The sequence below is a fragment of the Peribacillus sp. QJM3NY_7 genome, from assembly GCF_056173225.1.
Genome location: NZ_CM149663.1, coordinates 4,823,324 through 4,845,618, shown reverse-complemented (window position 1 = coordinate 4,845,618; position 22,295 = coordinate 4,823,324). Strand labels below are relative to the sequence as shown.

Here is a 22,295-nt window from a genome sequence, read left to right as displayed (position 1 = left end):
CGGTAGCCTCAGTTTGTAGACAAAAGGGGTTCGGAAAATATATCTTTCATCAAATGAAGTTCCCAAGCTAACACCCTCAACTCATCAGGTATGGTTTCTAACTAAATGTTATAACAAAGTTGATTGGAACGGAAGGTACGAGACTCCTGCGGGAAAAGCGCGTCTAGGGGAGACCCCGCAGGCGAAAGCCGAGGAGGCTCCCCGACCGCCTCTGGATAAGCGAGTGCCTGTAGCGGAAATCGACGTTCATTGTACAAGCCATAAAAATAGACAAACTCGATTTTCATCGAGTTTGTCTACAGTCTGTAACCACCAATCTGGTGGTCTTTTTTTTATTCATCCGCAGTAATATTAGGTATACTTTCCTTTATATTGAAACCTCTTCTCGCTTTACACGTAAGAATAAGGACATGCATGTAATCGTTTTCAATCGCTGCGTAATATGGACCTTGGGACAAAAGAAGGACAGCACATTACTGTCCTTTGGCTTGATTGCGAATGGTACCATTCTTTTTGAAAACGATGTAAAACAGTTTAATAGGCAGGTATCCTATAACCCCGCCAAGCGTATTCAGGATCAAATCATCGGTATCAAAACTTCCTAATTCAAATAAAAGCTGAAGAATCTCATAGGTGAAACTAAGACAGAATGTTGCAATCAAGATCGATCTGAGTTGGGAAAACCTTTTTGACAGTAAGGGAAGCATCAAGCCGAAAGGTACAAAGCCGATGATATTCCCCGCTATATTTTCAATCCGGATCGATGGGTTAACATTCGCTAAGAACAGGTAATGGGCAATGGTTTTAAAAGGGATGAAGTTATGGGACCCCCAATAGCGGCCATGGGAAAAACTTATATGACCATTCATTTCGGTTATCGAGAAGGTTTTAAATAAAATGAGCTTTGTAAGGATTAATAGATACAGAACCATAAATAACGATAATACTATTTTCATAAAAATTTTCATGATACAACTCCAATATTAAAGTGGGAAATATTTATCATTTTATCATAAATGGTATATGATGAGTTTAATGTAATAATTTACTATATTTTTTGTTCGAATTACCAAGGAGGGGTAAAACAGTGGAGGAAGCAATAATTGATTTTGTCATTGCGGTCATATTAATTATTGGTTTCACATACGGTCTCATTAGGCAATTTAGACATTGTGTCAGTATCAGGAAGGGAAATAAGTCGGAGTATGTACATTACAAGAGGGCATTGGTTGGAAACTATCTGGTTTGCTTATCCTATTCAGGGTTTCTTTTTTCTTATATTTTGAATTCATTATTGGCATCCCGAATTATACAAGCTTCATTTGTTACAAGTGATAATACAAGTTTTTGCAGTTTCAGTTTTCTTGCCATTCTATTAATCGCCAAATTTGGAATTATTCCTAAGGAAAATGAACAAATTGAATTACAAGAATACATAGTTGAGAAAGAGGAAATATGAAGAAAATTTCACTTATCATATTAATCGCATGTATTTCGATCACCTTTCTATTGAATGTTGCCATGCCTGAATTTGCTGGCAAAATGAAGCATAATATAAGTTCCATGAATATCCTTTATTCATACAGTGTCACAAAAACATTCTCGGAACAAACCCATGATACGATCGAAATGGCATCCGTTCCTTCAGGGAAAACAGAGACCAGGGATGCCGATTTCCGAAGTGATGTCAAGCTTGAGGGCACGCCGCTGAATATTAAAAGTGTAGTGAAAGAGCACTTGAATAAACCCCAAGTGTATAAAACTAAAGAAAAGTTAACCGGGCCCGAAAAGGGGTTTTCATACCGGACATATCATCTTACCAAAAATTATGATAAAGGAAGATATACAGTCATCCGAACGAATAAAATAACGGGAAAAGAAAAGGTGTATGCCGGAACTTACTATGAGCCGAGCACGCAAGATCCCATCGTAAAATGGTCGCGTGATGAAAAATGATGGCGGTCATACGATTTCACGTAAAGTTGGGTGATTAAATGGAAAAAACAGTGAAAATCGAGGAATATAACCCTGATTGGGGCAGTGAATTCCATCAGGAAAAAGCGAGGATAATGGAGGTTTTAAAGAACGATTCCCTTTGTGTCGAGAATATTGGAAGTACATCCGTCATGGGGTTGGGGGCTAAACCGATTTTGGACATCATGGCTGGCGTCCAACATTTAGCTGAAGTTGACACGTTCATTGAACCTTTGAAATCGATTGGGTATGAATTTGTCCCGCATAAGGAGTTTCCCGAAAGGCGTTTCTTTAGAAAAGGCCAATGGAGAGCAGGGACGCATCATTTGCATATCTATAGATTCGGAAGTGAACAGTGGAAGAATCAACTTTCATTCAGGGACTATTTAAGAAGCCATCCGGACGTACGGAAACAATATCAGCAATTAAAAATGTCCTTAGCAGAAAAGCATCCTGCAGATATTGTGGGGTACACAAAAGCGAAAGCGCCATTTATCCTAAATGTCATGGAATCAGCAAAAGGCGGTTGACTTCCAAGGTGAAGTTCCTTGAAAAATGGTAACGGCAGTGGTATAAACTGCCGTTTTTGTATGAACAATTAGCATGAACTTCGAACGATGAGTTCGGGGGCAAACCGATAAGTAATGTACGGGGCCTGATCCGAATTGGTTATCCGGTTCAATAGTAACTCAGCTGTTTTAATTCCCATTTGCTGAATGGGCTGTCCTATTGTCGTGATGGATGGTTCATAAAACTCCGTATAAGCGACATCATCAATGCTGACAATGGCCACTTCCCCAGGAATCGAGATTTTTTGCTTTTTCAAATAGCTAAGGATTTCACGTAATACTAAATCATTTCCTGCCACAATGGCTGTCGGTGGATTTTCTGCATCGAGTATCCGGGCCAATTTTTCTTGAATTTGGTTTCGGGGTAAAGAATGAATATCATCCTCCCTTACTTCCAATTTATGAGATGCCATCGCTTTTTTAAATCCTTCGATCCTCTCCAGCCTTGGTGTGATCGGGATATCAATCGGTAAGGTTAAAAATGCAATGTTTTCGTGTCCTTTTTCAGCCAGCATGGAAACAGCTAAAAAGATTGCAGCGTGGTTATCTAAAAGAACGGAATCGGAAGTTACCCCATCAACCAATCGATCGACGAATACCATTGGAATGGAATGATCGATCAAGTAATTATAGACTTTAAAATCATTTCCTACCGGAAAGATGATGATTCCATCCACTTGCGTAGAAACGAGCAAATCAAGGTATTCTTTTTCTTTCTCTGGATCATCGGCAGAGTCACATATGAATACTTTCATGCCGTGCTGCTGAAGCTGTTCTTCTACGGTACGAATGATTTCAGTGGATAAAGTATGTAAAATATTAGCTACGAGTATGCCAATGACCTTTGTTTTTTTCACTTTTAAATTCCGGGCATTATCATTGGGACGAAAGTCAAGTTCCTGGATGACTTGCTCGATTCTGTCCTTTGTTTCAGCACTCATATAACGAAAACGCTGGTTAATATATTGAGAAACCGTACTTTTGGAAACACCGGCCTTCTCAGCAACATCTGATATGGTAGTTTTCTTTTTTTTCATGATGTTCTCCTAAAGGATATTATTTCTTGAACTAGAACGGGATACCTTCATCATAACAAAGGAGCATGACGATTCCAACGCCAGTTAGCGGATTTTGTTAAACATTGGATGTAAGAAACACCCTAAGCACTTTGGCTAAGGGTGTTAACCTTAAACTATTGATTTACATATCTTGATCAGCGGATTAACGAACGAGCCAGCCTCCATCAACAGCGAGGATATGGCCATTCATATAATCAGAGGCCTTGCTGGCAAGAAAAACGACAGTTCCCATGACATCGAAGGGTGTTCCCCATTTTTCAGCCGGAATCCTTGAGAGAATGTCTTTGTTTCTTGACTCATCTGCACGAAGCGCGGCAGTATTGGCCGTTTCAATATAACCTGGGGCAATCGCGTTTATTTGAATGTTTTTAGACGCCAATTCATTAGCGAAGGCTTTGGTCAGCCCGGCAACGCCATGTTTACTCGCAGTATATGCGGGAACGAACTTGCCTCCTTGGAAGGTGAGCATCGAAGCGATATTTATGATTTTCCCGCTGCCTTGTTCAACCATTTCTTTGGCAACGAGCTGACTGAGAAAATACAAGGAATTAAGGTTAATGTCCATTACTGCATTCCAATCCTCGTCTTTATATTCCAATAAAGGGGCACGGCGAATCGTTCCTGCATTATTAACAAGGATATCGATTTTTCCGTATGCATCAAGACAGCCTTTTACAACACCTTTAAGGCTTTCCTTATTCGTGAGCTCCGCCTGATAAAAGACAGCTTTTTGCCCGGTCGTTTCGATTAAATCCTTTGTTTCCTGCCAATTATCACCATGGGCAACGATAAAAAGATCTGCACCCGCCTTTGCTAATGCAACCGCATACCCTTGGCCCAATCCGGTATTTCCTCCTGTTACGATGGCAACTTTCCCTTTTAAACTGAAAAAGTCCATTGAAAAATCCAGTAAACTCATCTTGTTTCCCCCATCCCCATATGGATTAATAAACCACTCTTAGTCTTACTTCATATCTGAAATAGGAAAGGTATCCATATCTTCATATGTATAATTCTCTCCAGCCATTGCCCAAATGAATGTGTAGTTGCTTGTAGCGGAACCACTATGTATGGACCATGGAGGTGAAATGACAGCCTGTTCATTTTTCATGACAATATGCCTTGTTTCATCGGGTTCACCCATCATGTGGAACAAAACCGCATCATCTGCCAAGTCAAAATACATATAAACTTCCACTCTGCGGTCATGAACATGAGGGGGCATGGAGTTCCAGACATTACCTGGAGCCAATTCAGTCATCCCCATACACAGTTGGCAGCTTTGGATTCCTTTTTCATGAATCATTCTGCGAATCGTCCGCTTATTTGCCGTTTCCTGTGATCCCATTTCATCACCTTGCACTTCCTTGAACGCTACGTGTTGAATAGGGTAATTTTTATGTGCCGGAGCAGAGGCTAAATAAAATTTAGCAGGTTCGGAGTCTGAGTCACTAATGAAAATCAGTTCCTTACAACCTAATCCTATATATAGACAATCACGATTTTGAAGGGGGTATACTTTCCCATCAACTGAGATCCTTCCTGATCCCCCTATATTAAATACACCTAATTCTCTTCGTTGGAGAAAATAATCAGCTTTAATGAAATCATGGCCCTCAAGCTTGACCTCTTTAGAAACAGGTTTGATTCCTCCTATGATGATCCTGTCATCAAGGGAATAGCATAAAGAAACGTCGTCATCGAGAAATAATTTTTCCACTAAAAAGTTTTTGCGGATTTCACTTGTATCAAAGTGTTTGGCTTGTGACGGATGAATGGAATAACGTTTTTCCATATGCATATAAATAACCTCCTATTTAGTAAAACGGTTTATCGTGAATATTCAAAATGTTAGCGCTACCAATATTAAAAATATATATAATATTTTCCAAATAGTCAATGATAATAGAAAAATTTAGTAGATTAATCAGTGTAAAAGAAGAAATTAATGATTGAAACTATGCTTTTATACAAAATAAAAATATAAAGATTAGTATTGTTAAAAACTGGTTTATATGGTAATCTGACTTTATTGAAAAGAAAGCGCTTTCTTGTGGTTTTGGTTTACTAAACCGTAATACACCTTTTTCAGGGGGAATTAGGAATGAAAGAATTAGATGTGATCACCTTTGGGGAACCGATGAACATGTTCTATGCAAATGAAGTAGAGCCTTTACATGAGGCTAAATCCTTTTCCCGAGCGATTGCGGGAGCCGAATCAAACGTGGCTTGCGGATTGGCGCGTCTTGATTTAAATGTTGCTTATATGACGAAACTTGGCAACGATAGTTTCGGAAAGTTCATCATCGGAGAATTGAATAAAGAAAAAGTCGACACGACAGGTATCCGTTTTACAAGTGATCACCCGACAGGAATGCTCATTAAATCTAAAGTGCATGACGGAGACCCGGAAGTGGAATACTTCAGAAAAAATTCAGCTGCTTCCACTCTGAATATCGACGACCTTTCAGAAGAGTATTTTCGGCAAGCTAAACATCTGCATGCAACAGGTATCCCATCCGCATTATCTGAAAGCTGCCATGAATTTACCGTTGCTGCCATGAAACTTATGAGGAATCAAGGAAGAACCGTTTCATTTGACCCGAATTTACGGCCAAACCTATGGCCGGATAAACAAAAAATGGTGGATTGCATTAATGAGCTTGCTTACATTTGTGATTTATTTCTGCCAGGCATGTCCGAAGCGGAAGTTTTAACAGGGCTCCGAACACCTGAGGAGGTGGCCGAATTTTATTTGAACAAAGGAGTTAAAATGATTGTCATCAAGCTTGGAGCAGAGGGAGCTTATTATAAAAATGCCAATGAAGAAGGGTATGTTAAAGGGTTCGTACCTGAAAAAGTCATTGATACGGTAGGTGCCGGCGATGGTTTCGCCGTCGGTGTGATCAGCGGCTTGCTTGAAGGGAAGTCCACGATTGAAACCGTTACTCGGGGCAATGCGATTGGCGCCCTTCAAGTCATGGCTCCCGGTGATATGGATGGCATGCCCAGCCGGAAAAAATTGCAGGACTTTATTGAAAGCCAGAACAAACTATTAAATGTTGAATGATCGATAACAGCAGCCAGTTAACTCCACAACTAGACTTCCAATTACAAATATTCATAAATTTGATAATGAAGTGGAGAGATTGTGATGAGAATAAAAGCCGCAATAGAAAAAATCCCTGGTGGCATGATGGTTGTCCCGTTGTTCATAGGTGCTTTGATACATACTATTTTTCCTGACACGGCAACCTTCTTTGGCGGATTTACAGGCGCCATGCTAACAGGTACCGCATCGATATTAGCCGTCTTTTTCTTTTGTGTCGGAGCTACGATAGATGTTAAGCAATCCGGTTATATTGCAAGAAAAGGATTTACATTGCTTATCGGTAAAGTCGTATTTGCGGCATTATTGGGATATGGTGCAGCTTTGCTGCTTCCGGAGAATGGGATTCAAACCGGTCTCTTTTCCGGTCTTTCGGTTTTAGTGCTGATAGCGGCTTTTAATGAAACGAATGGCGGTCTTTATACCGCACTCATGACAAAATTGGGCAGAACGGAAGATGCTGCGGCATTCCCGTTCATCAGTATTGAAAGCGGTCCGTTCTTCACGATGATCATCCTCGGTGTTGGAGGCCTTGCAACGTTTCCATGGCAAACAATTGTCTCCACATTGATTCCATTTGCAGTCGGGATGATTGTAGGGAATATTGATAAAGAGTGCCGGGAATTCTTTGGACAGGCCGTACCGGTCCTTATCCCGTTCTTCGCATTAGCTCTAGGATTCGGGTTGGATTTTGGCATGATTCTAAAATCCGGATTCATGGGTATTTTAATGGGCGTTGCCGTCGTCTTCCTTTCCGGAGGCGTCTTATATCTACTGGACCGTTACGTTACTGGCTCCGATGGGGTTGCTGGGGTCGCCGCTTCTTCAACGGCGGGTGCCGCAGTTGCTGTACCTTTCATCATCGCCGAGTTAAACCCGCAATTCGCTCCTGTAGCAGAATCGGCAACAGCAATCATCGCAACAAGTGTATTGGTGACGGCAATCCTGACACCGATGCTGACGATGTGGGTTGCAAAGAAACAGGAGGAAAGAGGCATTCCGCAGCGAAGAGGCATGAAACCAACTATTTTGAAAGATCAAAATGTGGCTTCCATACAAAAAGCGAAATAAAACAAATGAAATGTAAGCGTTATCCAAAAAGCAACTGGGGTTATTATCCCGGCTGCTTTTTTGTGATGCATGCACATTGGTGTTAAAATTAGGAAAAAGTAAAACGGAATGTGTAAACGCGAATTCCTATCAAGGAGGCTTCCATGAGAAAGGTAGAGGTCGTACCATATAAGAAAGAATGGTCCAAGCTATTTCATGATGAATGCCAAAAATTAGAGGGTATTTTCGGGCCTGAAATGATGAATGTATACCATATTGGCAGTACGACCATCCCGGCAATACATGCCAAGCCTGTAATAGATATTTTGGCAGTGGTGAAAGATGTGGAATGTGTCGCTGACTTTAATAAAGAGATGGAAGAGCTGGGGTATGATTTCAAGGGGGAGAACGGAATCGCTGGACGACGGTTTTTTCGTAAAGGCGGGGATGAGAGGACGCACCATATTCACATGTTTCAAAAAGGACATGAAGAAATTGCGCGACACCTCGCCTTTCGGGATTATTTGCTATCACACCCTGATGAAGCACAAGAGTATAGTAGGCTGAAGCAGCGCTTGGCAGCGGAATTTCCAGATGATATTAAAGGATATGTAAACGGGAAAAATGATTTTATCAAAAAGGTCGATGAAAAAGCGAAACATTGGGCGAAGCGTGGTGGTCATCCTGTTAATGAAGTGGATTAAATGCCAAGTGAATGAGGAAAACAAGCGTTCAAAAGCACAAGAGGGATGGAGGCGCATTCGGTAAAAGGCAAAACGGCAGATACCTGGCATCATTATGGGACAATGAAGATTCACATCAACAGTATGCGGATAAGGAATTGCCTGCACTGATAAACGAATCGGGAGTGAAAGATTCAACCCAGCGCATTTCAGTAAGTTTAATTGAATTGCATCCAAAGTGGATGTTCATTTAGAATCAAACATTATCAATCTATCAATTTGAATAATCTATGGCGTATTGGATTGTTACAGTCTAAATGGCTACAGAAGGGGATAACAAATGAAACTAGATTATGATTCACAGTATATCAGGGGCATCTACCTCAATAGAGACCGCATATCTTCGTATGACCATTTCCCTCTAGATCTTCCGGTTATCAGGCACCTTCAGGAAGTTGCTTTTCATCCCAGTGTTACCTATGTCATCGGGGAAAATGGAATGGGGAAGTCCACCTTGCTTGAAGGTATTGCGATAGCGTATGGCTTCAATCCAGAAGGAGGAACGTTGAATTTCAATTTTTCCAATTATGATTCACATTCCAATTTGGACGAATACCTCCGTTTGAAAAAAGGCGTATACAAACCGAAGGATCATTTTTTCTTTAGGGCGGAAACCTTTTATAATTTAGCTACGAATATAGAGGAATTGGACAGGGAGTCATCGTTTGGGTCGAAAATCATCGATTCCTTCGGTGGGAAATCGCTACACCAGCAATCTCATGGGGAATCGTTTTTTTCTGCTTTTGTAGAACGATTTCAAGGCGATGGATTGTATATCCTCGATGAGCCTGAAGCTGCTTTGTCCCCATTGAGACAAATATCGATGCTGGCCAGGATAAATGAGCTTGTTCAACAAGGTTCCCAATTCATCATTTCCACCCATTCCCCGATCATCATGGCCTATCCGGATGCTAAAATCCTCCAAATTTCAGATGAGGGAATGAGTGAGGTGGCATTAGAGGAGTCCAATCACTATTTGTTAATGAAACAGTTTTTTGAAGATAAAGATCGGCTGCTTCATCATCTGTTTCAATGAGATTTTAGCATCTCTAACGAAAACCCCGTCTGCACTGCGCATTCGGGGTTTTCATTTTTTTGGAATTGGTTGTTGACAGCTTAGGTGTATTACGGGTATAGTACATCTATAAGGTGTATGAACCACTTAGTACATACACACATATCAGACTTTTTTAAATAAATAGGGGGTGGTTTTAATGAACGTAAATACCCGGGAACCGGTATATCTGCAAGTCGTTAGACATTTTAAAGAACAAATAGCCATTGGTAATTTCGTGGCGGGGCAGGAAATTCCCTCCCGAAGAGAACTGGCGGCTTCACTCAATATAAATCCCAATACCGCTCAAAAAGCGTATAAAGAAATGGAGGAACAGGGCTTGATTCATACAGAACGAAATTTCCCCAGTCAAATCACGACGAATGAAACGATTTTACAGGCTGTAAGGCAGGAATTGATTTTGGCGGCCGTCGATACATTTGTCGATGCGATTCGTCCGATTAATGTACCGGTTGATGAACTGCTTCGTGTGGTTAAAGAAAAATACTCGGAAGAAATAAGGGAGGAGGAAGAAAAATGATAGAAGTAAAAAAGATCTCCAAGAATTATGGACGGAAAAAGATCTTGGATGATGTTTCATTTACAGCCAATAAAGGAGAAGTCACTTGTCTGATCGGGATAAATGGTGTCGGTAAAACGACTACACTCAAAGCGATCATGGGATTGACGCCATATAAAGGTGAAATCCTGATCGATGATCAAAAGATGACAAAGGACAGTTATGAAAAAATCACCTTCATTCCGGACGCACCAACCATGCTTCCGCAAATGACCATTAAACAGTCCATGGTTTTCATGTCGGATTTCTATACGTCCTGGAATCCGGAAAGAGCTAACCAGCTAATGGGGTTTTTCAAGCTTAAAGAGGAGAATCGCATTTCGGAATTGTCAAAAGGGAATACAGCTAAACTCAACCTGATGCTTGGTTTGTCTCTTGACGTCGATTATGTACTGATGGACGAACCATTTTCGGGAATCGATATGTTTAGCCGCGAGCAAATTGCCGATGTCTTTGCGAGCCACCTGATTGAAGATAGAGGAGTCATCATCACGACCCATGAAATCGGTGATATTGAACATTTGATCGATAAGGTCATTTTATTGGATAACGGTTCGGTGCTTAAAGAGTTCAATACAGAAGAAATGCGGGAAGAGGAAGGGAAATCGGTAGTCGATGTAATGAGAGAGGTGTATCAATCATGATGCGATATATAAAACTAGTGAACTTTGAAATCAACCGTTTCAGTAAAATCTATCTTAGCTTATTGTTGATCACCTTGGTTTCGCAATTTGCCGGAGTGATCATCGTAACGAAGAGCCTTCTTAATGATGCCAGGGATATCATGAAAGAAGAAAGACTATCTGAAGCCGCTTATATTACCAATTATGGAGCCATTGATTTTAACCATATCGCCAATAGCCTCTTGTTTGTAGGACCGATAGCGCTGGGTGCGGTTGCCCTAATTTTTTACATTTTCCTTATTTGGTATCGTGATTGGTTTGGAAAGAATACGTTCATTTATCGTCTATTGATGTTACCGACATCCAGATTATCGATCTACCTTTCAAAAGCTACGTCCATCTTCCTGATGGTATTAGGGTTGATTGCTTTCCAAATCATCATTTTACCTATGGAAAATGCACTATTTAATTCGAATGTGCCGGAAGCGCTCTTGAATGAAATGTCAATTTCTACCATAATGATAGCCAATCCGATTTTGTCATTGATCATCCCAAGCACATTCACGCAATTCCTGCTTTCCTATGGCATCGGTCTTATGATCATGTCGATATTATTCACGGCGATCATGTTTGAAAGAAGTTTCCGCATAAAAGGAATCATAATGGGCTTGTTATATTGCGGAATCGCTGCTGTGTTATTTTTAGCCCCAGTTTTAATGGAAATCGGGAATTTCTATTTCTATCCTAATGAATTATTTGGCCTGCTGCTCGCATTAGGAATCATTTTGACAGGATTATCAGTTTGGCTTGGTGCTTGGTTATTAAAAAATCGCGTTACCGTATAACAACTTTAAAGGAGAGTGAACAAGGTGAAACGTTATTTATGCAGCATCATTATTGGAATGGTTGTCATCTTAAGCATCGGGACCTATTATGTCAAAGTAGCTTCTTCCGCTTCCAGCCTTCCAAAGTATACGTTCAAGACACTGGAGGGCAGCGATAAAGAGCTTGATCCGGTTATCATAAATGCTACGCTTCAAAGCAACAGTACATTTTATGAACCATTAACAATTGAATCCAATACAACGACATATGCCAGCGAAAGGTCTTACTTGGAGAACTTAACTGGAAGACAAGATCATCTAATTGAAAGATTGGTAAAAGAACATCGTTCATTTATGCGTGGCAAGGATTCAATTAGTTCTTTATATGAAGACGATGATTTTCTTGCTTACGCTTGGGTGAATAGCAAATATACAAAGAGCGGGAATATGGATGCAGAGTTTGATATCGGTTTACTGGAGAAGAAGGACGAAGAGGAAACTTCATTCCAAATTGAACTTCCGAATCAAGAGAGAATCATGAATGCTGATGTCAGGGATGTGCAGTTGGTCCATTCAAAACTACAGGTTTTAACGATGAATGATGTGAATTCCAACAATGATAAGCAGACAAAAGAGGTTCATCTATATACGATCGATGTAGCCAATAAAAAAGTCTTGAGCGATAAAACCCTTGTATCTGAAACCTATACTGACCCTAATCAAGTTGATTTTGAGATGCCAATCGATCTTGCTCCCTCACAGCCAAACAACATAGTATTCATTTCGGTAAATAAAGGGGTAAATCATGAGGATGGCTTTAAAGAAAAACTAAAGGAAAGCAAGCTTTTAACTTATAATTATGAAACGGAAAAATTAGAAACGGTTAAAAAAGGACCACTTAGCCTGGACATGGCTAGATCAGGATATGCAGACGGGAAAAACCTTTATGCAGTTGAAATGGAGTCAGGTAAATATCGCATTAAAACATTTGACCTCAGCAGTCAAACGTTAAGGAGTGATACGGAGCTTGATATAGCTGTTAATGAGGAAGAACAATATACCGCTGCCTTTAAAAACGGGCGTGTGTACTTCCTATTAAACGAAATGAATCAAGAGGGCAAATCAAACAAGCCTGCCAAACTTCTGATTGCAGATTTAAAGACTGGAAAGACTTTATATAAAGGTGAAACAGTCATTAATAAAAAGAACAGCAAAAGTTTTGGACTTTATTTTGATGACTTGGAAATAAAATAAAATGGAAGCTGTTTCAAAAAGCAAAAAGGGATATCCCCCAATGGGATATCCCTTTTTATTTAAATGGAAGCCAAGTTCGCTCTGGCTGCACGTTCCTTCTTGCCGTGCAGGAAGTGGTAAAGGATGGAGGTCAAGATGACCAAAACGCCCAAGATGACATAAAGTGTGCTGTAACCTGTTATCGGAATGATGAATCCCAGAATATAAGGGCCGAATCCAAGTCCTGCATCAAGCATGATAAAGAAGGTGGACGTTGCCATCCCCATTCGGTGAGGCGGTGTCAGTTTAACGGCAATCGCCTGTGAGCTTGATTGCATATTACCGAATCCGAGGCCAATGAGGAAACCAGCTGCCAGTAAAGTGAAACTATTGGTTGTTATACTTAGAAGCAGCAAGCCGACTCCGAAAATAATGAAAGCCGGATACATAATGAAGTTCGATCCTTTCCGGTCCATCAATGGTCCTGAGAAAGGACGTGATATCAATACGGCTACTGCGTACACTACAAAGAAGAAGCTTGCCGTATTGACCAGATCGATTTCGATGGCATAGAAACTGATGAAAGAAAGGACACTGGAATAACAGAAAGCCAATAACAGAGTGATGATTGAAATGGGCAGTGCCTTAGGTTCAATGAAATTGGAAATCTTGAATCCTTTGCTTTCCGTAACTTTTGCCGTCACTTTCAATGCCGGGACATACAGGAAGAATGCTGTAATCAGGGAGATCACACCTAAAGCCAGGCAGAAACTGAAAATGATTTGGAAGCTTGTATGTTGAGCCATAAACAGACCGATGAAAGGACCGATAGCCGTCGCAAGTGTTGCGCTCATGCTGTAATAGCCGATGCCTTCACCCTTTCGTGTCGGCGGAATGATCTGCGCGACGATCGTACCTGTCGCAGTACTTGCCATCCCCATTGCCATCCCATGGATCAGGCGGTTAACAAGCAGGAAGCCGATTCCAAGGTCCACAAAATAAAGAATTGTTGTCAAAGTGAAAAAAATCAAACCTATGAATAACGTTTTCTTGCGGCCGATTGAATCAATGAAACGGCCAATGAACAGACGTCCGATCAACGTCCCGATAATAAAAATCCCCGATATGAGTCCCGCTTCGCTTGTAGAAGCATCCAATTCATTAACAGCATAGATGGCAAGTGTCACCATCAGTAAATAAAAGATTAATGTTATGAAAAAATTGATGGAAGAAACGATGACAAAGTCCTTCGTCCACAGTCTGGTTCTGGATTGATCCATGTTATTATCTCCTTACTTTATAATGTTATTTCTAATTTCGCCCATGATACGTATAGCAGCGAGTTGTTCCTCTTCCGTGATCCCTTTCAAGATTTCCTGTTCATATTGATCGATTGTCACGCGGACTTCGCTGTAGACCTTTTTGCCAAGCTCCGTAAGCCGCATCCTTTTCTCGCGTTTATCTTTGCTTGGCACATGCTCGACATACCCCAGCTCTTCCAAGCGGGCAATGGTCCTCGTAATCGTGGGTTTCTCCACGCTTTGGTAATTGGCAAGCTCTACAAGCGTCGCCGAACCATAATTGTTCAAGTAATACAAAATGGACCATTGCGCCCTGTGTAAATCATGCTTGTTCAGCTGGATATTAAGATTATTTTCAAACGGCCGGTAAAGCAGCAATAATTGCTGAAAGAATTTTTGGAAAGTCTTTATCAGAAACACCTCTTATCAATATATAGTTATCATGAGTAATCGTTACCCTGGGTAACTATAATACCAAAATAAATCCATTCTGTCCACTCGGATTTGTAATGTTATTTTGAAAAAAAATAAGGGAGAGAACGGCAGAAATCACGAGTAAAAGCACCAAATTCACGAGTAAAAGTCGAAAACTCACGAGTAAGGCGCAATTCACGAGTAAAAGTCGGAAACTCACGAGTAAAAGCACCAAATTCACGAGTAAAAGTCGGAAACTCACGAGTAAAAGGCACAAACTCACGAGTAAAAGTCGGAAACTCACGAGTAAAAGGCCCGAACTCACGAGTAAAAGCACCAAATTCACGAGTAAAAGGCCCAAACTCACGAGAAAGGCGCCAATTCACGAGTAAACGCTCCAAAAAGTGATCATAAGAGGAGGATTACAGGTGTCAAAGGGATTTCTTCATTATATTGAGCTGTATGTTTCAAATTTAAAGAGGAGTATTGATTTTTGGGGCTGGTTTTTGGACGAGATGGGCTATGAGCCATTTCAGGAGTGGGAAAGCGGGAGGAGTTGGAGATTGGGTGAGATGCACATTGTTTTTGTACAAGCGGAAACGAGGTTTCTTGACATTCCCTATCATAGGGGACGAGTGGGTCTTAACCATTTAGCCTTTCACGCGCTTCCCGGCAACAGGTTGATGAGGTTGACAGGAAAGTTAAGGGGAGGAGTTACCATCATTTACGCCGATAAGCATCCATTTGCCGGCGGGGAGGAACATTATGCTGTATATTTCGAAGATCCAGATCCGATGCAGGTCGAACTCGCGGCCCCTTAACAATAGTTGGCATAGCTATAACCATTATTTCCATCTTTCCCATTCTCAGGTTCGGGCACTGGGCCAAGTGAAAAGGCCTCGATCAATATGAATGCACCGAAAACCTGGGTCCAGCTGCCTAGTAAAAGAATTTGTTCTCCCATCCGTACTTTTTCATTTAAAATGAAAATATTTCCGACCGATTCCAAAAATGAACCGGCTGCAATGAGGCCATTTCCCTTGATCTCAAAAGGTGAAATGGCCTCATCAGTCAGCGTTGCACCGAATGTTTCAAAAGCGGCACCCAGGCCTTGGATTCCACTGCCGATTGCATCGGTTCTCGTGCCTTCCTTCTCTGAACCACTCAACTGCATATCTATTCCAACTACATTTGCGGTATTGCCAATGGCCTCAAGCCAATTGCCGAATATAAAGTAAGATTCCGAACGTTCGTTTTCCGGGTTCAGCATTTTTGAACGGCCGATCGCTTGCAGGGAATTTGCAACGGCTTCAATACCATTCCCTTTGAGGATGAGATCTTTTCCGAGATTAGTGCTCGTTAAAGTTTGCCGGGTTTGCCCGATTGCACCAACAAGAGTGCCGATGCCAAGTAACCATGCTGCTGAAATAAGGAGGTCATCTCCATTTCCATGAGTGATCATATCTTAAACGCTCCTTATAAGTGGTTAGATTATATTATTCAGGAAACAGTGTTTGTTTACTTAATGCTTTATCACTTTGGGCTCAGGTTGTAAGTTACCCATTTATTGGTATAATGACAGCTGGAGGAGATGATATTGACTTTTAACATTTTTTTGCAAATGATTATCGCAGCACTTTTCTTTATGGTTTTTACGTTTTGTACCTGGTATGAAGGAAGCGAAATTCTGGATAGACCTTGGGAATGGAAGCATTCCACGCATTTCACACACATAAATGATGAACAGGCGATAGAGGCAGATGATATTTCGAATTTTGATCATTTCGTGTATGCCGCAAAATTCAAACCGTTATTTCCATTTCTTATGGTCCTAGCCGCATCGTACTTAATCATTCTTACGGGATATATCCTGTTCCAAAGAATGATTAAAAAGATGGCCCTATTCTTATTGGGATTTGGAGTCATTTTTCTGTTTTCTAGCGGTTATGTATCCAATTCCCCAACTGTTGGAGGAAATATCTTTCAAGCATTTTTTCTGATAGGCGGAATGATAGCGATAATGGCTGCAGCTCACTATTATTATCGGATGCCAAGAGGATTCAATACGCTCATGAAGTAAGCAAGCTGCCGATGAGGCAGCTTTTTTTTGTGCAAATTGTTGACACAAAATAACGAAAAATAATAGTCATTTTCGCGAAATTCTTAGATTGAACTTCACTGTAATGTAGTTTATAGTTAAGTCGAAATTTAGTAGACCAGTTGTTATAATACCGGCGATGAACCCCTATCGATTGGATAAACCAGTGATTGAAGACTAAAGCGAAAAGGTGATAATATGTCAGGCAAAATCAAAATTGAACAGCCAAAGATCCCCCAAGACTTAACACAAGCGAACTTTCAGGAAATATATTATCAAGATGAGCCTTATCTTGAGTCCTGTATCATAACCAACTGCACGATCGATAGAGAAAAAATGGACAAAATCGTATTAACACAGGTTGTTTTTAAAAATGTGACATTCAGTGATGTATCATTCAGGAATATCGAGCTGACGGATGTCATCTTTGATCATTGCGATTTAACGAATGCCGATTTCATGGGCGGCTCGATTCATCGTGTGGAATTCAAAGAGTCCAAACTTTTAGGCATTAACCTTTCTGACGCAAGCTTAGGGAATGTCTTCTTTGAGAATTGCAACCTGAATTTAAGTGCCTTTGGTTATTCCAGTTTAAAGCAAGTGAGGTTCGATCATTGCTCATTGGAAAGTGCTGATTATTATGAGTGCAAATTCATTAAAGTGAAGTTCGAAACATGCAGATTAAATGAAGTGAACTTTTCCCGGACACCGCTCAAGGGAATTGATATTAGCAGTTCTGCATTTCAAAGGATTACCGTATCCCCGGAGGATTTAAAAGGATGCGAAGTTTCCCCGGACCAAGCGATAGTCTTTGCGGCCATGCTCGGACTGAAAATTAAAGAGTGAACCTTTCAATAAGGCTGAAGCGAGGGACCGCTGAATTTGGCGGTCCTTTTTGAGTTATTTGTGGTGAATATAGGCAGAGTGAATAAAATGATATGTTTTGAACAAATGCAGTATTGCTTTACAATATTTGTTAAGTGGAAGGGGGATTGAATGTTGATTATCAATAAGGTCACTTTGTATGGTCATGCCTGGAATGAAATGCGGAATTTTTATGTTGATGTGTTAGGATTTGAGTTACTATCGCAAACGGATGATGCTTTTGAAATTAAGGCAGGGGAAAGTGTGCTTGAAATCAAAAAATATCATCACAAAGATAAGCCCTTTTACCATTTTGCCATGAACATTCCGACCAATTTATTTACTTCGGCAAAAGCATGGGCGAAATCAAAAGTGGAATTGACCAGGGAAGAGGATGATGACGAAGTTTATTTCAGCTTTTTAGACGCACGGTCTTTTTATTTTTTAGACCCTTCAGGCAACATTGTCGAGTTCATATCGAGATATTCCGTATCACCCGAATCCGCGACTGAGTCTTTTTCAGCTCAAAACATTCTTTGCATCAGTGAAATAAACATTACGACAGATGAAGTCAGGGCTTTGGGGAATCGGTTGATCAGCAATGGTGTGCCAGTAAGGAATGGTGAAGCGATAAGAGAAGATGGATTGAATTTCATGGGTGAACATGAAGCAGGTTCGTTTTTACTTTTAGGTCCAAGGAAACGGCGTTGGATTTTCTCGGATAAAGAGTCGGAAACCTTTCCGCTTTCGCTAGTCATAAATCAGCATCTGGAAATTTCATTGGATGGCGAAGGATTTATGGAAATGAAAAAGGGGGAATGATGTCGATTTATATTTTGGCAATAAAGCAGAAGCAGGGCTGCCTGTCATTGGTGTATTTCCAAACCAGCATTCATTCTGCCAGTCTTCTGCTTACAAATGTCGATTAGCTGTATATATTTATATTATTACTTAATAAATTCTCTAAAATTATCAATATAGAAAGCTACATAACCGCAATTTGGGCATACAGATGCTTTAGGGTTTGAAGAAACACTATTGAAAAGTCCTTTCTTTTGGCTAATCTTAATTCCATTCATACCGCCTTGTACATTTACTTTGCAATCATCTATCATTTCAGTTTGGCACTGATTACAAATTCTTTTCATCAAAAACACTCCTTTTTCATTTAAAAATTACTTAAACAGAAACACTCACAATTCGATTTATTTTAATATAAATATCCAAAAGTCATTATGACATTTTGAATTACATAACCCAAGGAGCAAAGCCATGAAAAAAAGAAGTTTATTGATAGCGGTGGGCGTGATCGTTTTTGGGATCATTGCCTCGATAGCATTGGTTTCTCAAACCAAAAAGAAAGAGGTCGCCGGTAAGAGGGCATTTCCCCAGCATACAGTCTATCAAGCGGGGACGATAAAACCTGACAATCTGTCACAGGAGGAAATGGATGCTGCCGTGAGGACTTTTTATGAAACATGGAAAGATAACTATCTTAAGCAGCCTGCCGATAAAAATGATGAATATTATATTTTTTACAATGACAAAGGATATGCTGAGCCAAAGAATGCAGTGACCGTTTCTGAAGCGCATGGTTATGGGATGATGATAACGGCAATCATGGCAGGCAGCGAGGACAAGAGGTACTTCGATGGGCTTTATCGTTTTTATAAGGCGCATGGAAGTGATCATGACCCTTCATTGATGGCGTGGCAGCAAGTAAAGGATAAATCGGGTAAAATCATCAATACGCCAGGGGATGCCGATTCAGCAACTGATGGCGATATGGATATCGCCTATTCATTATTATTGGCTCACCGGCAGTGGGGAAGTGAAGGGGAGATCGACTATCTTGCAAGTGCAAAGGACATCTTGGATGCGATCATGTCGAATGAAATAAATCGGTCGCAGTCCCTTGTTAAACTAGGGGACTGGGCGGAAGATGAAGATGACGTATACGGACAATCGACTCGTTCCTCTGACCTTCTTCTCAATCATTTTAAGACATTTGAGGCGGCGACTGGGAATGAAGAATGGAAAGATGTAAGAGATAAGGCCTATAAGGTCATTCTATCTATTTATAAGGAGAAAAGCGGCAATACTGGCCTCATCCCGGACTTCATTGTACAATCCCAGGGAGAATATCAGCCGGCAGAAGCGGACTTTTTAGAAGGGGAGAATGACGGCAATTATAGCTGGAACAGCAGCAGGGCCCCATGGCGCTATACGCTCGATTACTTACTGACTGATGATGAAAGAGCGCTGCCGCAATTAAAGAAGATGAATGATTGGATTAAAGCGGAAACGGATGGCAACCCTGAAAATATCCAATCCGGTTATACGCTAAGCGGAAAAGCCGTGGAAGAAGGGAATAGTACAAGCTTCGTCGCTCCATTCATGGTGAGTGCCATGGTGGATTCCTCCAATCAGCAATGGATTAACCGCTTATGGAACCGGACGATACAGGAACAAGATGATGATGACTATTTTGCCAATACGATAAAATTACAGACAATGATCGTGGCTTCGGGTAACTGGTGGGCGCCATGATTCAATGGAAGAAACCAATTAAAGATGAAAAGGAGTTTGATGAGGATGATGAAGGTCACACCTTTCTTGATGTTCGAAGGTAATGCGGAGGAAGCGATGAATTATTACACATCTTTAATCGAAGGATCGAAAATAAACAGCATTGTCCGGTATGGTGCAAATGAATCAGGTACAGAGGGAAGTGTCATGCAGGCTACCTTTACCTTGAAGGATCAGGAATTCATGTGCATCGATAGCAATGTTAAGCATCAATTTACATTTACACCATCGTTTTCAATTTTCCTTACATGTGATAGTGAAGAGGAAATTGACAGACTTTATTCGAGCTTAACTGATGGAGGACAAGTGATGATGCCATTGGGTGACTATTTCTTTAGTAAGAAGTTCGGCTGGGTATCCGATAAGTTTGGTGTTTCCTGGCAGCTTACTCTCCCAATATGAATGAAATGAAAAGGCCACTGGATAGTGGCCTTTTTCAGTTTATTGACCAAAGGGGGTTCATAAGTGACACCCCGAACCATGAAGAGCGGACGGATCGAAAAAAGTGCGTTAACAACGAAAAAACATAAACAAGACCTGGTTGTAACTATATGATTTCCACTCCAGGCACTCGCTTTCCGCGGGCGGTCCGGGAGCCTCCTTGGCGCTCTTTGCGCCTGCGGGGTCTCCCTTGGACACGTTTTTCCCGCAGGAGTCTCGCACCTTCCGTTCCAATCAACTGGAATGTTTTTTTAAGAAAGAACTGTAGGCTGGCCTCATCCTGAACCTTGATTATGTTTTTTTAGTGTTTTATGAATCCACCCGCTAGATTGAAGAAATTTGCGACACTCCTGCCGAATAACTGGCTAGCCAAGACCCCACAGCCGCTTGCGGTGAGGAGGCTTGGCAGACAGTCGGCGGAAAGGGAGCGGATTTCTGAAATCAACTGAATATTTTTTCAGACTGTAGAGGCATCGATTCACATCGCCGAAAAGATTCCTGACAGTGAATTGATCATTTTTGAAAAAAGCTGCCACTATCTTTTCATTGATGAAAATAGGGAATTCATTTCGAGGATTTCTTCTTTCATTAAAGAGAGATTTGGACACAAAGAAAACGAGGCATCGTATCCGGGCAAGAATTAGATACTTTTAGGATAAACCGTTTGTGCTGTAAAGGAATTAATTATATATTAATCCTTGAGTACATTAATTCATGGATTAAAGCATGATGATAAGAAAAGCCCGGAGGAGACAATCATGAAAAATATCAATACAGAACAAGAATATCGTGAACAAATCAACCAAGAGGGACTGACGGTCGGGATTTTTACGACTACATGGTGCCCGGACTGCAAACGTTTAGACATGTTCATCGATGAGATCACTCAAGAACATCAAGACAAACAGTGGTTTACAATCGATCGTGACGAGTTCCCTGAGATTTCAGAAGAGCAAACGGTAATGGGAATTCCATCACTTTTAGTATTTAAAAATGGGGAAAAGGTTGCGCACCTGCACAGTGCAAATGCTAAAACTCCAGAAGCGGTCAATGAATTTTTAAAAGACCTATAAAAGAAAAGGTGAACCCCATGGTGCTGTAATGAGGGGTTCATCTTTTTTTTTAGAAATTTTTTCTGGAAATGACTTGATTTCTAAGGTGAAACGGGGTTTAATTATAGATACCGAATATCCATTATGGATATGTGATATCCATATACATGCTAAAAGAGGTGAAATGATTTGCAATTAACAAAAGGGGTCGAGCAAGCTATATGCATCATCGTTATACTCTCTACCCAGGATAAAAATGTCCCGCTTTCGTCAAATGAGATCAGCAGGCGATTAGAGGTGTCTCCTTCTTATTTGAAAAAAATCATAAGGAAATTGGTCGTAAAGCAGTTAATCACTTCCGTTCCTGGTAATAACGGCGGCCTTACTCTTGCCAAAAGTGTAGATAAGATTAAAAACCTTGAAATTATTGAGGCGATGGAAGGTCCCATTTCGATGTTTCCGGATACAGGACTTATAGAAAAAGCGTTTAAAGATGGAGAGTATGCAGAGAAGGGAATGGACGTCCTTCGTCGGATGTTTTCTCGGGCGGATCAACTTTTAATAGAGTTCTTTTCCAGCCAAACAGTGGCGGATTTGCTTAAAGAAAGCTTTGGCACCACGGACATACCGACTCTTAATTGGAATACCGCGTCATTGAGTGATGTACTGCGTGAAAAGAAAGGTGAAAAGAAGTGAAT

The 22,295-nt window shown here is 40.8% G+C and carries 29 protein-coding genes; 20 read left to right on the top strand and 9 right to left on the bottom strand.

Features of this window, described 5'->3' with window-relative positions; translation table 11 throughout:
• Nucleotides 1–473: 473 nt before the first annotated feature.
• Nucleotides 474–968, bottom strand: coding sequence for a VanZ family protein (locus AC0VX1_RS23350; protein WP_413022046.1), 495 nt, complete (start codon nucleotides 966–968; stop codon nucleotides 474–476).
• Nucleotides 969–1,087: 119 nt separating this feature from the next.
• On the opposite strand from AC0VX1_RS23350, the gene AC0VX1_RS23345 reads away from it, so the two are divergent.
• From AC0VX1_RS23345 to AC0VX1_RS23335, 3 genes are read left to right on the top strand one after another with little or no spacing between them, the layout of a single operon-like run.
• The gene (locus AC0VX1_RS23345) at nucleotides 1,088–1,459 is read left to right on the top strand and encodes a hypothetical protein (protein WP_413022047.1); all 372 of its coding nucleotides are present in this window, start codon (nucleotides 1,088–1,090) and stop codon (nucleotides 1,457–1,459) included.
• Nucleotides 1,456–1,956 (top strand): hypothetical protein, encoded by a 501-nt coding sequence (locus tag AC0VX1_RS23340; RefSeq protein WP_095679297.1) that lies wholly within the window; start codon nucleotides 1,456–1,458, stop codon nucleotides 1,954–1,956. Before AC0VX1_RS23345 ends, AC0VX1_RS23340 begins: the two co-directional genes overlap by 4 nt.
• A 38-nt stretch (nucleotides 1,957–1,994) precedes the next feature.
• Nucleotides 1,995–2,504: a GrpB family protein gene (locus AC0VX1_RS23335; protein ID WP_475469267.1), complete on the top strand. Its 510-nt coding sequence runs from the start codon at nucleotides 1,995–1,997 to the stop codon at nucleotides 2,502–2,504.
• A gap of 68 nt (nucleotides 2,505–2,572) precedes the next feature.
• Here the strand turns inward: AC0VX1_RS23335 and AC0VX1_RS23330 are convergent, their stop codons facing one another.
• From AC0VX1_RS23330 to kduI, 3 genes are all read right to left on the bottom strand, one after another.
• A complete protein-coding gene (locus AC0VX1_RS23330; protein WP_063589890.1) occupies nucleotides 2,573–3,580 on the bottom strand; it encodes a LacI family DNA-binding transcriptional regulator in 1,008 nt (335 codons plus the stop codon).
• A gap of 184 nt (nucleotides 3,581–3,764) precedes the next feature.
• The gene (gene kduD, locus AC0VX1_RS23325) at nucleotides 3,765–4,541 is read right to left on the bottom strand and encodes a 2-dehydro-3-deoxy-D-gluconate 5-dehydrogenase KduD (protein ID WP_034310689.1); all 777 of its coding nucleotides are present in this window, start codon (nucleotides 4,539–4,541) and stop codon (nucleotides 3,765–3,767) included.
• A gap of 45 nt (nucleotides 4,542–4,586) precedes the next feature.
• Nucleotides 4,587–5,417 (bottom strand): 5-dehydro-4-deoxy-D-glucuronate isomerase, encoded by an 831-nt coding sequence (kduI, locus tag AC0VX1_RS23320; RefSeq protein ID WP_034311737.1) that lies wholly within the window; start codon nucleotides 5,415–5,417, stop codon nucleotides 4,587–4,589.
• Between the two features lie 309 nt (nucleotides 5,418–5,726).
• Here kduI and AC0VX1_RS23315 point away from each other — a divergent pair, with 309 nt between their 5' ends.
• The 9 genes from AC0VX1_RS23315 to AC0VX1_RS23275 all read left to right on the top strand — a co-directional run bounded on the left by AC0VX1_RS23315 (nucleotide 5,727) and on the right by AC0VX1_RS23275 (nucleotide 12,859).
• Complete coding sequence (locus AC0VX1_RS23315; protein WP_328118580.1) at nucleotides 5,727–6,692, top strand: sugar kinase; 966 nt, start codon at nucleotides 5,727–5,729, stop codon at nucleotides 6,690–6,692.
• Between the two features lie 84 nt (nucleotides 6,693–6,776).
• The gene (locus tag AC0VX1_RS23310; protein WP_034310693.1) at nucleotides 6,777–7,802 is read left to right on the top strand and encodes a 2-keto-3-deoxygluconate permease; all 1,026 of its coding nucleotides are present in this window, start codon (nucleotides 6,777–6,779) and stop codon (nucleotides 7,800–7,802) included.
• Nucleotides 7,803–7,945: 143 nt separating this feature from the next.
• The gene (locus tag AC0VX1_RS23305) at nucleotides 7,946–8,485 is read left to right on the top strand and encodes a GrpB family protein (RefSeq protein WP_475469265.1); all 540 of its coding nucleotides are present in this window, start codon (nucleotides 7,946–7,948) and stop codon (nucleotides 8,483–8,485) included.
• 11 nt (nucleotides 8,486–8,496) lie between these two features.
• A complete protein-coding gene (locus tag AC0VX1_RS23300) occupies nucleotides 8,497–8,718 on the top strand; it encodes a hypothetical protein (protein WP_413022051.1) in 222 nt (73 codons plus the stop codon).
• A gap of 86 nt (nucleotides 8,719–8,804) precedes the next feature.
• Nucleotides 8,805–9,560, top strand: a complete 756-nt coding sequence (locus tag AC0VX1_RS23295; RefSeq protein ID WP_034310704.1) for an AAA family ATPase — start codon at nucleotides 8,805–8,807, stop codon at nucleotides 9,558–9,560.
• Nucleotides 9,561–9,738: 178 nt separating this feature from the next.
• Nucleotides 9,739–10,119 carry a GntR family transcriptional regulator gene (locus AC0VX1_RS23290; protein WP_034310706.1) on the top strand — a complete coding sequence of 127 codons (381 nt, stop codon included), beginning with the start codon at nucleotides 9,739–9,741 and terminating at the stop codon, nucleotides 10,117–10,119.
• The gene (locus AC0VX1_RS23285) at nucleotides 10,116–10,802 is read left to right on the top strand and encodes an ABC transporter ATP-binding protein (RefSeq protein WP_258249300.1); all 687 of its coding nucleotides are present in this window, start codon (nucleotides 10,116–10,118) and stop codon (nucleotides 10,800–10,802) included. Before AC0VX1_RS23290 ends, AC0VX1_RS23285 begins: the two co-directional genes overlap by 4 nt.
• Nucleotides 10,799–11,626 (top strand): hypothetical protein, encoded by an 828-nt coding sequence (locus tag AC0VX1_RS23280; RefSeq protein ID WP_475469262.1) that lies wholly within the window; start codon nucleotides 10,799–10,801, stop codon nucleotides 11,624–11,626. Before AC0VX1_RS23285 ends, AC0VX1_RS23280 begins: the two co-directional genes overlap by 4 nt.
• 24 nt (nucleotides 11,627–11,650) lie before the next feature.
• Nucleotides 11,651–12,859 carry a hypothetical protein gene (locus AC0VX1_RS23275; RefSeq protein ID WP_475469260.1) on the top strand — a complete coding sequence of 403 codons (1,209 nt, stop codon included), beginning with the start codon at nucleotides 11,651–11,653 and terminating at the stop codon, nucleotides 12,857–12,859.
• A 59-nt stretch (nucleotides 12,860–12,918) separates the two neighbouring features.
• Here the strand turns inward: AC0VX1_RS23275 and AC0VX1_RS23270 are convergent, their stop codons facing one another.
• From AC0VX1_RS23270 to AC0VX1_RS23260, 3 genes are all read right to left on the bottom strand, one after another.
• Nucleotides 12,919–14,118, bottom strand: coding sequence for an MFS transporter (locus tag AC0VX1_RS23270; protein ID WP_475469259.1), 1,200 nt, complete (start codon nucleotides 14,116–14,118; stop codon nucleotides 12,919–12,921).
• A gap of 12 nt (nucleotides 14,119–14,130) precedes the next feature.
• Nucleotides 14,131–14,550, bottom strand: a complete 420-nt coding sequence (locus AC0VX1_RS23265; RefSeq protein ID WP_048686687.1) for a MarR family winged helix-turn-helix transcriptional regulator — start codon at nucleotides 14,548–14,550, stop codon at nucleotides 14,131–14,133.
• 101 nt (nucleotides 14,551–14,651) lie between these two features.
• Nucleotides 14,652–14,939, bottom strand: a complete 288-nt coding sequence (locus AC0VX1_RS23260; protein ID WP_475469257.1) for a hypothetical protein — start codon at nucleotides 14,937–14,939, stop codon at nucleotides 14,652–14,654.
• 42 nt (nucleotides 14,940–14,981) lie between these two features.
• On the opposite strand from AC0VX1_RS23260, the gene AC0VX1_RS23255 reads away from it, so the two are divergent.
• Nucleotides 14,982–15,374, top strand: a complete 393-nt coding sequence (locus AC0VX1_RS23255) for a VOC family protein (RefSeq protein WP_475469255.1) — start codon at nucleotides 14,982–14,984, stop codon at nucleotides 15,372–15,374.
• Here AC0VX1_RS23255 and AC0VX1_RS23250 read toward each other — a convergent pair.
• On the bottom strand, nucleotides 15,371–16,015 hold the full coding sequence (locus AC0VX1_RS23250) for a DUF6944 family repetitive protein (protein WP_475469254.1): 645 nt from the start codon (nucleotides 16,013–16,015) through the stop codon (nucleotides 15,371–15,373). The two genes, AC0VX1_RS23255 and AC0VX1_RS23250, sit on opposite strands and share 4 nt — an antisense overlap.
• A gap of 135 nt (nucleotides 16,016–16,150) precedes the next feature.
• Between AC0VX1_RS23250 and AC0VX1_RS23245 the strand changes: the two genes are divergently transcribed.
• From AC0VX1_RS23245 to AC0VX1_RS23235, 3 genes are all read left to right on the top strand, one after another.
• The gene (locus tag AC0VX1_RS23245) at nucleotides 16,151–16,633 is read left to right on the top strand and encodes a DUF4306 domain-containing protein (protein ID WP_475469253.1); all 483 of its coding nucleotides are present in this window, start codon (nucleotides 16,151–16,153) and stop codon (nucleotides 16,631–16,633) included.
• A gap of 216 nt (nucleotides 16,634–16,849) precedes the next feature.
• Nucleotides 16,850–17,497 (top strand): pentapeptide repeat-containing protein, encoded by a 648-nt coding sequence (locus AC0VX1_RS23240; protein ID WP_413011848.1) that lies wholly within the window; start codon nucleotides 16,850–16,852, stop codon nucleotides 17,495–17,497.
• Between the two features lie 150 nt (nucleotides 17,498–17,647).
• A complete protein-coding gene (locus AC0VX1_RS23235; protein WP_475469251.1) occupies nucleotides 17,648–18,337 on the top strand; it encodes a VOC family protein in 690 nt (229 codons plus the stop codon).
• 125 nt (nucleotides 18,338–18,462) lie between these two features.
• On the opposite strand, the gene AC0VX1_RS23230 is transcribed toward AC0VX1_RS23235, so the two are convergent.
• Nucleotides 18,463–18,663, bottom strand: a complete 201-nt coding sequence (locus AC0VX1_RS23230) for a hypothetical protein (RefSeq protein WP_057279124.1) — start codon at nucleotides 18,661–18,663, stop codon at nucleotides 18,463–18,465.
• A 124-nt stretch (nucleotides 18,664–18,787) separates the two neighbouring features.
• Here AC0VX1_RS23230 and AC0VX1_RS23225 point away from each other — a divergent pair, with 124 nt between their 5' ends.
• The 4 genes from AC0VX1_RS23225 (at nucleotide 18,788) to AC0VX1_RS23210 (ending at nucleotide 22,293) form a co-directional block, all read left to right on the top strand.
• Nucleotides 18,788–20,065, top strand: a complete 1,278-nt coding sequence (locus AC0VX1_RS23225) for a family 8 glycosyl hydrolase (RefSeq protein WP_475469249.1) — start codon at nucleotides 18,788–18,790, stop codon at nucleotides 20,063–20,065.
• Between the two features lie 45 nt (nucleotides 20,066–20,110).
• On the top strand, nucleotides 20,111–20,506 hold the full coding sequence (locus tag AC0VX1_RS23220) for a VOC family protein (RefSeq protein WP_191929563.1): 396 nt from the start codon (nucleotides 20,111–20,113) through the stop codon (nucleotides 20,504–20,506).
• 749 nt (nucleotides 20,507–21,255) lie between these two features.
• Nucleotides 21,256–21,618 carry a thioredoxin family protein gene (locus AC0VX1_RS23215; protein ID WP_475471870.1) on the top strand — a complete coding sequence of 121 codons (363 nt, stop codon included), beginning with the start codon at nucleotides 21,256–21,258 and terminating at the stop codon, nucleotides 21,616–21,618.
• 168 nt (nucleotides 21,619–21,786) lie between these two features.
• A complete protein-coding gene (locus AC0VX1_RS23210) occupies nucleotides 21,787–22,293 on the top strand; it encodes an Rrf2 family transcriptional regulator (protein WP_063574903.1) in 507 nt (168 codons plus the stop codon).
• Nucleotides 22,294–22,295 lie beyond the last annotated feature (2 nt).

Excerpts from the sequence above, each read along its gene's own strand:
- AC0VX1_RS23350 (WP_413022046.1), bottom strand. The coding sequence starts at position 968 with ATGAAAATTTTTATGAAAATAGTATTATCGTTATTTATGGTTCTGTAT.
- AC0VX1_RS23340 (WP_095679297.1), top strand. The coding sequence starts at position 1,456 with ATGAAGAAAATTTCACTTATCATATTAATCGCATGTATTTCGATCACC.
- AC0VX1_RS23335 (WP_475469267.1), top strand. The coding sequence starts at position 1,995 with ATGGAAAAAACAGTGAAAATCGAGGAATATAACCCTGATTGGGGCAGT.
- AC0VX1_RS23330 (WP_063589890.1), bottom strand. The coding sequence starts at position 3,580 with ATGAAAAAAAAGAAAACTACCATATCAGATGTTGCTGAGAAGGCCGGT.
- kduD (WP_034310689.1), bottom strand. The coding sequence starts at position 4,541 with ATGAGTTTACTGGATTTTTCAATGGACTTTTTCAGTTTAAAAGGGAAA.
- kduI (WP_034311737.1), bottom strand. The coding sequence starts at position 5,417 with ATGGAAAAACGTTATTCCATTCATCCGTCACAAGCCAAACACTTTGAT.
- AC0VX1_RS23315 (WP_328118580.1), top strand. The coding sequence starts at position 5,727 with ATGAAAGAATTAGATGTGATCACCTTTGGGGAACCGATGAACATGTTC.
- AC0VX1_RS23310 (WP_034310693.1), top strand. The coding sequence starts at position 6,777 with ATGAGAATAAAAGCCGCAATAGAAAAAATCCCTGGTGGCATGATGGTT.
- AC0VX1_RS23305 (WP_475469265.1), top strand. The coding sequence starts at position 7,946 with ATGAGAAAGGTAGAGGTCGTACCATATAAGAAAGAATGGTCCAAGCTA.
- AC0VX1_RS23300 (WP_413022051.1), top strand. The coding sequence starts at position 8,497 with ATGAGGAAAACAAGCGTTCAAAAGCACAAGAGGGATGGAGGCGCATTC.
- AC0VX1_RS23295 (WP_034310704.1), top strand. The coding sequence starts at position 8,805 with ATGAAACTAGATTATGATTCACAGTATATCAGGGGCATCTACCTCAAT.
- AC0VX1_RS23290 (WP_034310706.1), top strand. The coding sequence starts at position 9,739 with ATGAACGTAAATACCCGGGAACCGGTATATCTGCAAGTCGTTAGACAT.
- AC0VX1_RS23285 (WP_258249300.1), top strand. The coding sequence starts at position 10,116 with ATGATAGAAGTAAAAAAGATCTCCAAGAATTATGGACGGAAAAAGATC.
- AC0VX1_RS23280 (WP_475469262.1), top strand. The coding sequence starts at position 10,799 with ATGATGCGATATATAAAACTAGTGAACTTTGAAATCAACCGTTTCAGT.
- AC0VX1_RS23270 (WP_475469259.1), bottom strand. The coding sequence starts at position 14,118 with ATGGATCAATCCAGAACCAGACTGTGGACGAAGGACTTTGTCATCGTT.
- AC0VX1_RS23250 (WP_475469254.1), bottom strand. The coding sequence starts at position 16,015 with ATGATCACTCATGGAAATGGAGATGACCTCCTTATTTCAGCAGCATGG.
- AC0VX1_RS23240 (WP_413011848.1), top strand. The coding sequence starts at position 16,850 with ATGTCAGGCAAAATCAAAATTGAACAGCCAAAGATCCCCCAAGACTTA.
- AC0VX1_RS23235 (WP_475469251.1), top strand. The coding sequence starts at position 17,648 with ATGTTGATTATCAATAAGGTCACTTTGTATGGTCATGCCTGGAATGAA.
- AC0VX1_RS23230 (WP_057279124.1), bottom strand. The coding sequence starts at position 18,663 with ATGAAAAGAATTTGTAATCAGTGCCAAACTGAAATGATAGATGATTGC.
- AC0VX1_RS23225 (WP_475469249.1), top strand. The coding sequence starts at position 18,788 with ATGAAAAAAAGAAGTTTATTGATAGCGGTGGGCGTGATCGTTTTTGGG.
- AC0VX1_RS23220 (WP_191929563.1), top strand. The coding sequence starts at position 20,111 with ATGATGAAGGTCACACCTTTCTTGATGTTCGAAGGTAATGCGGAGGAA.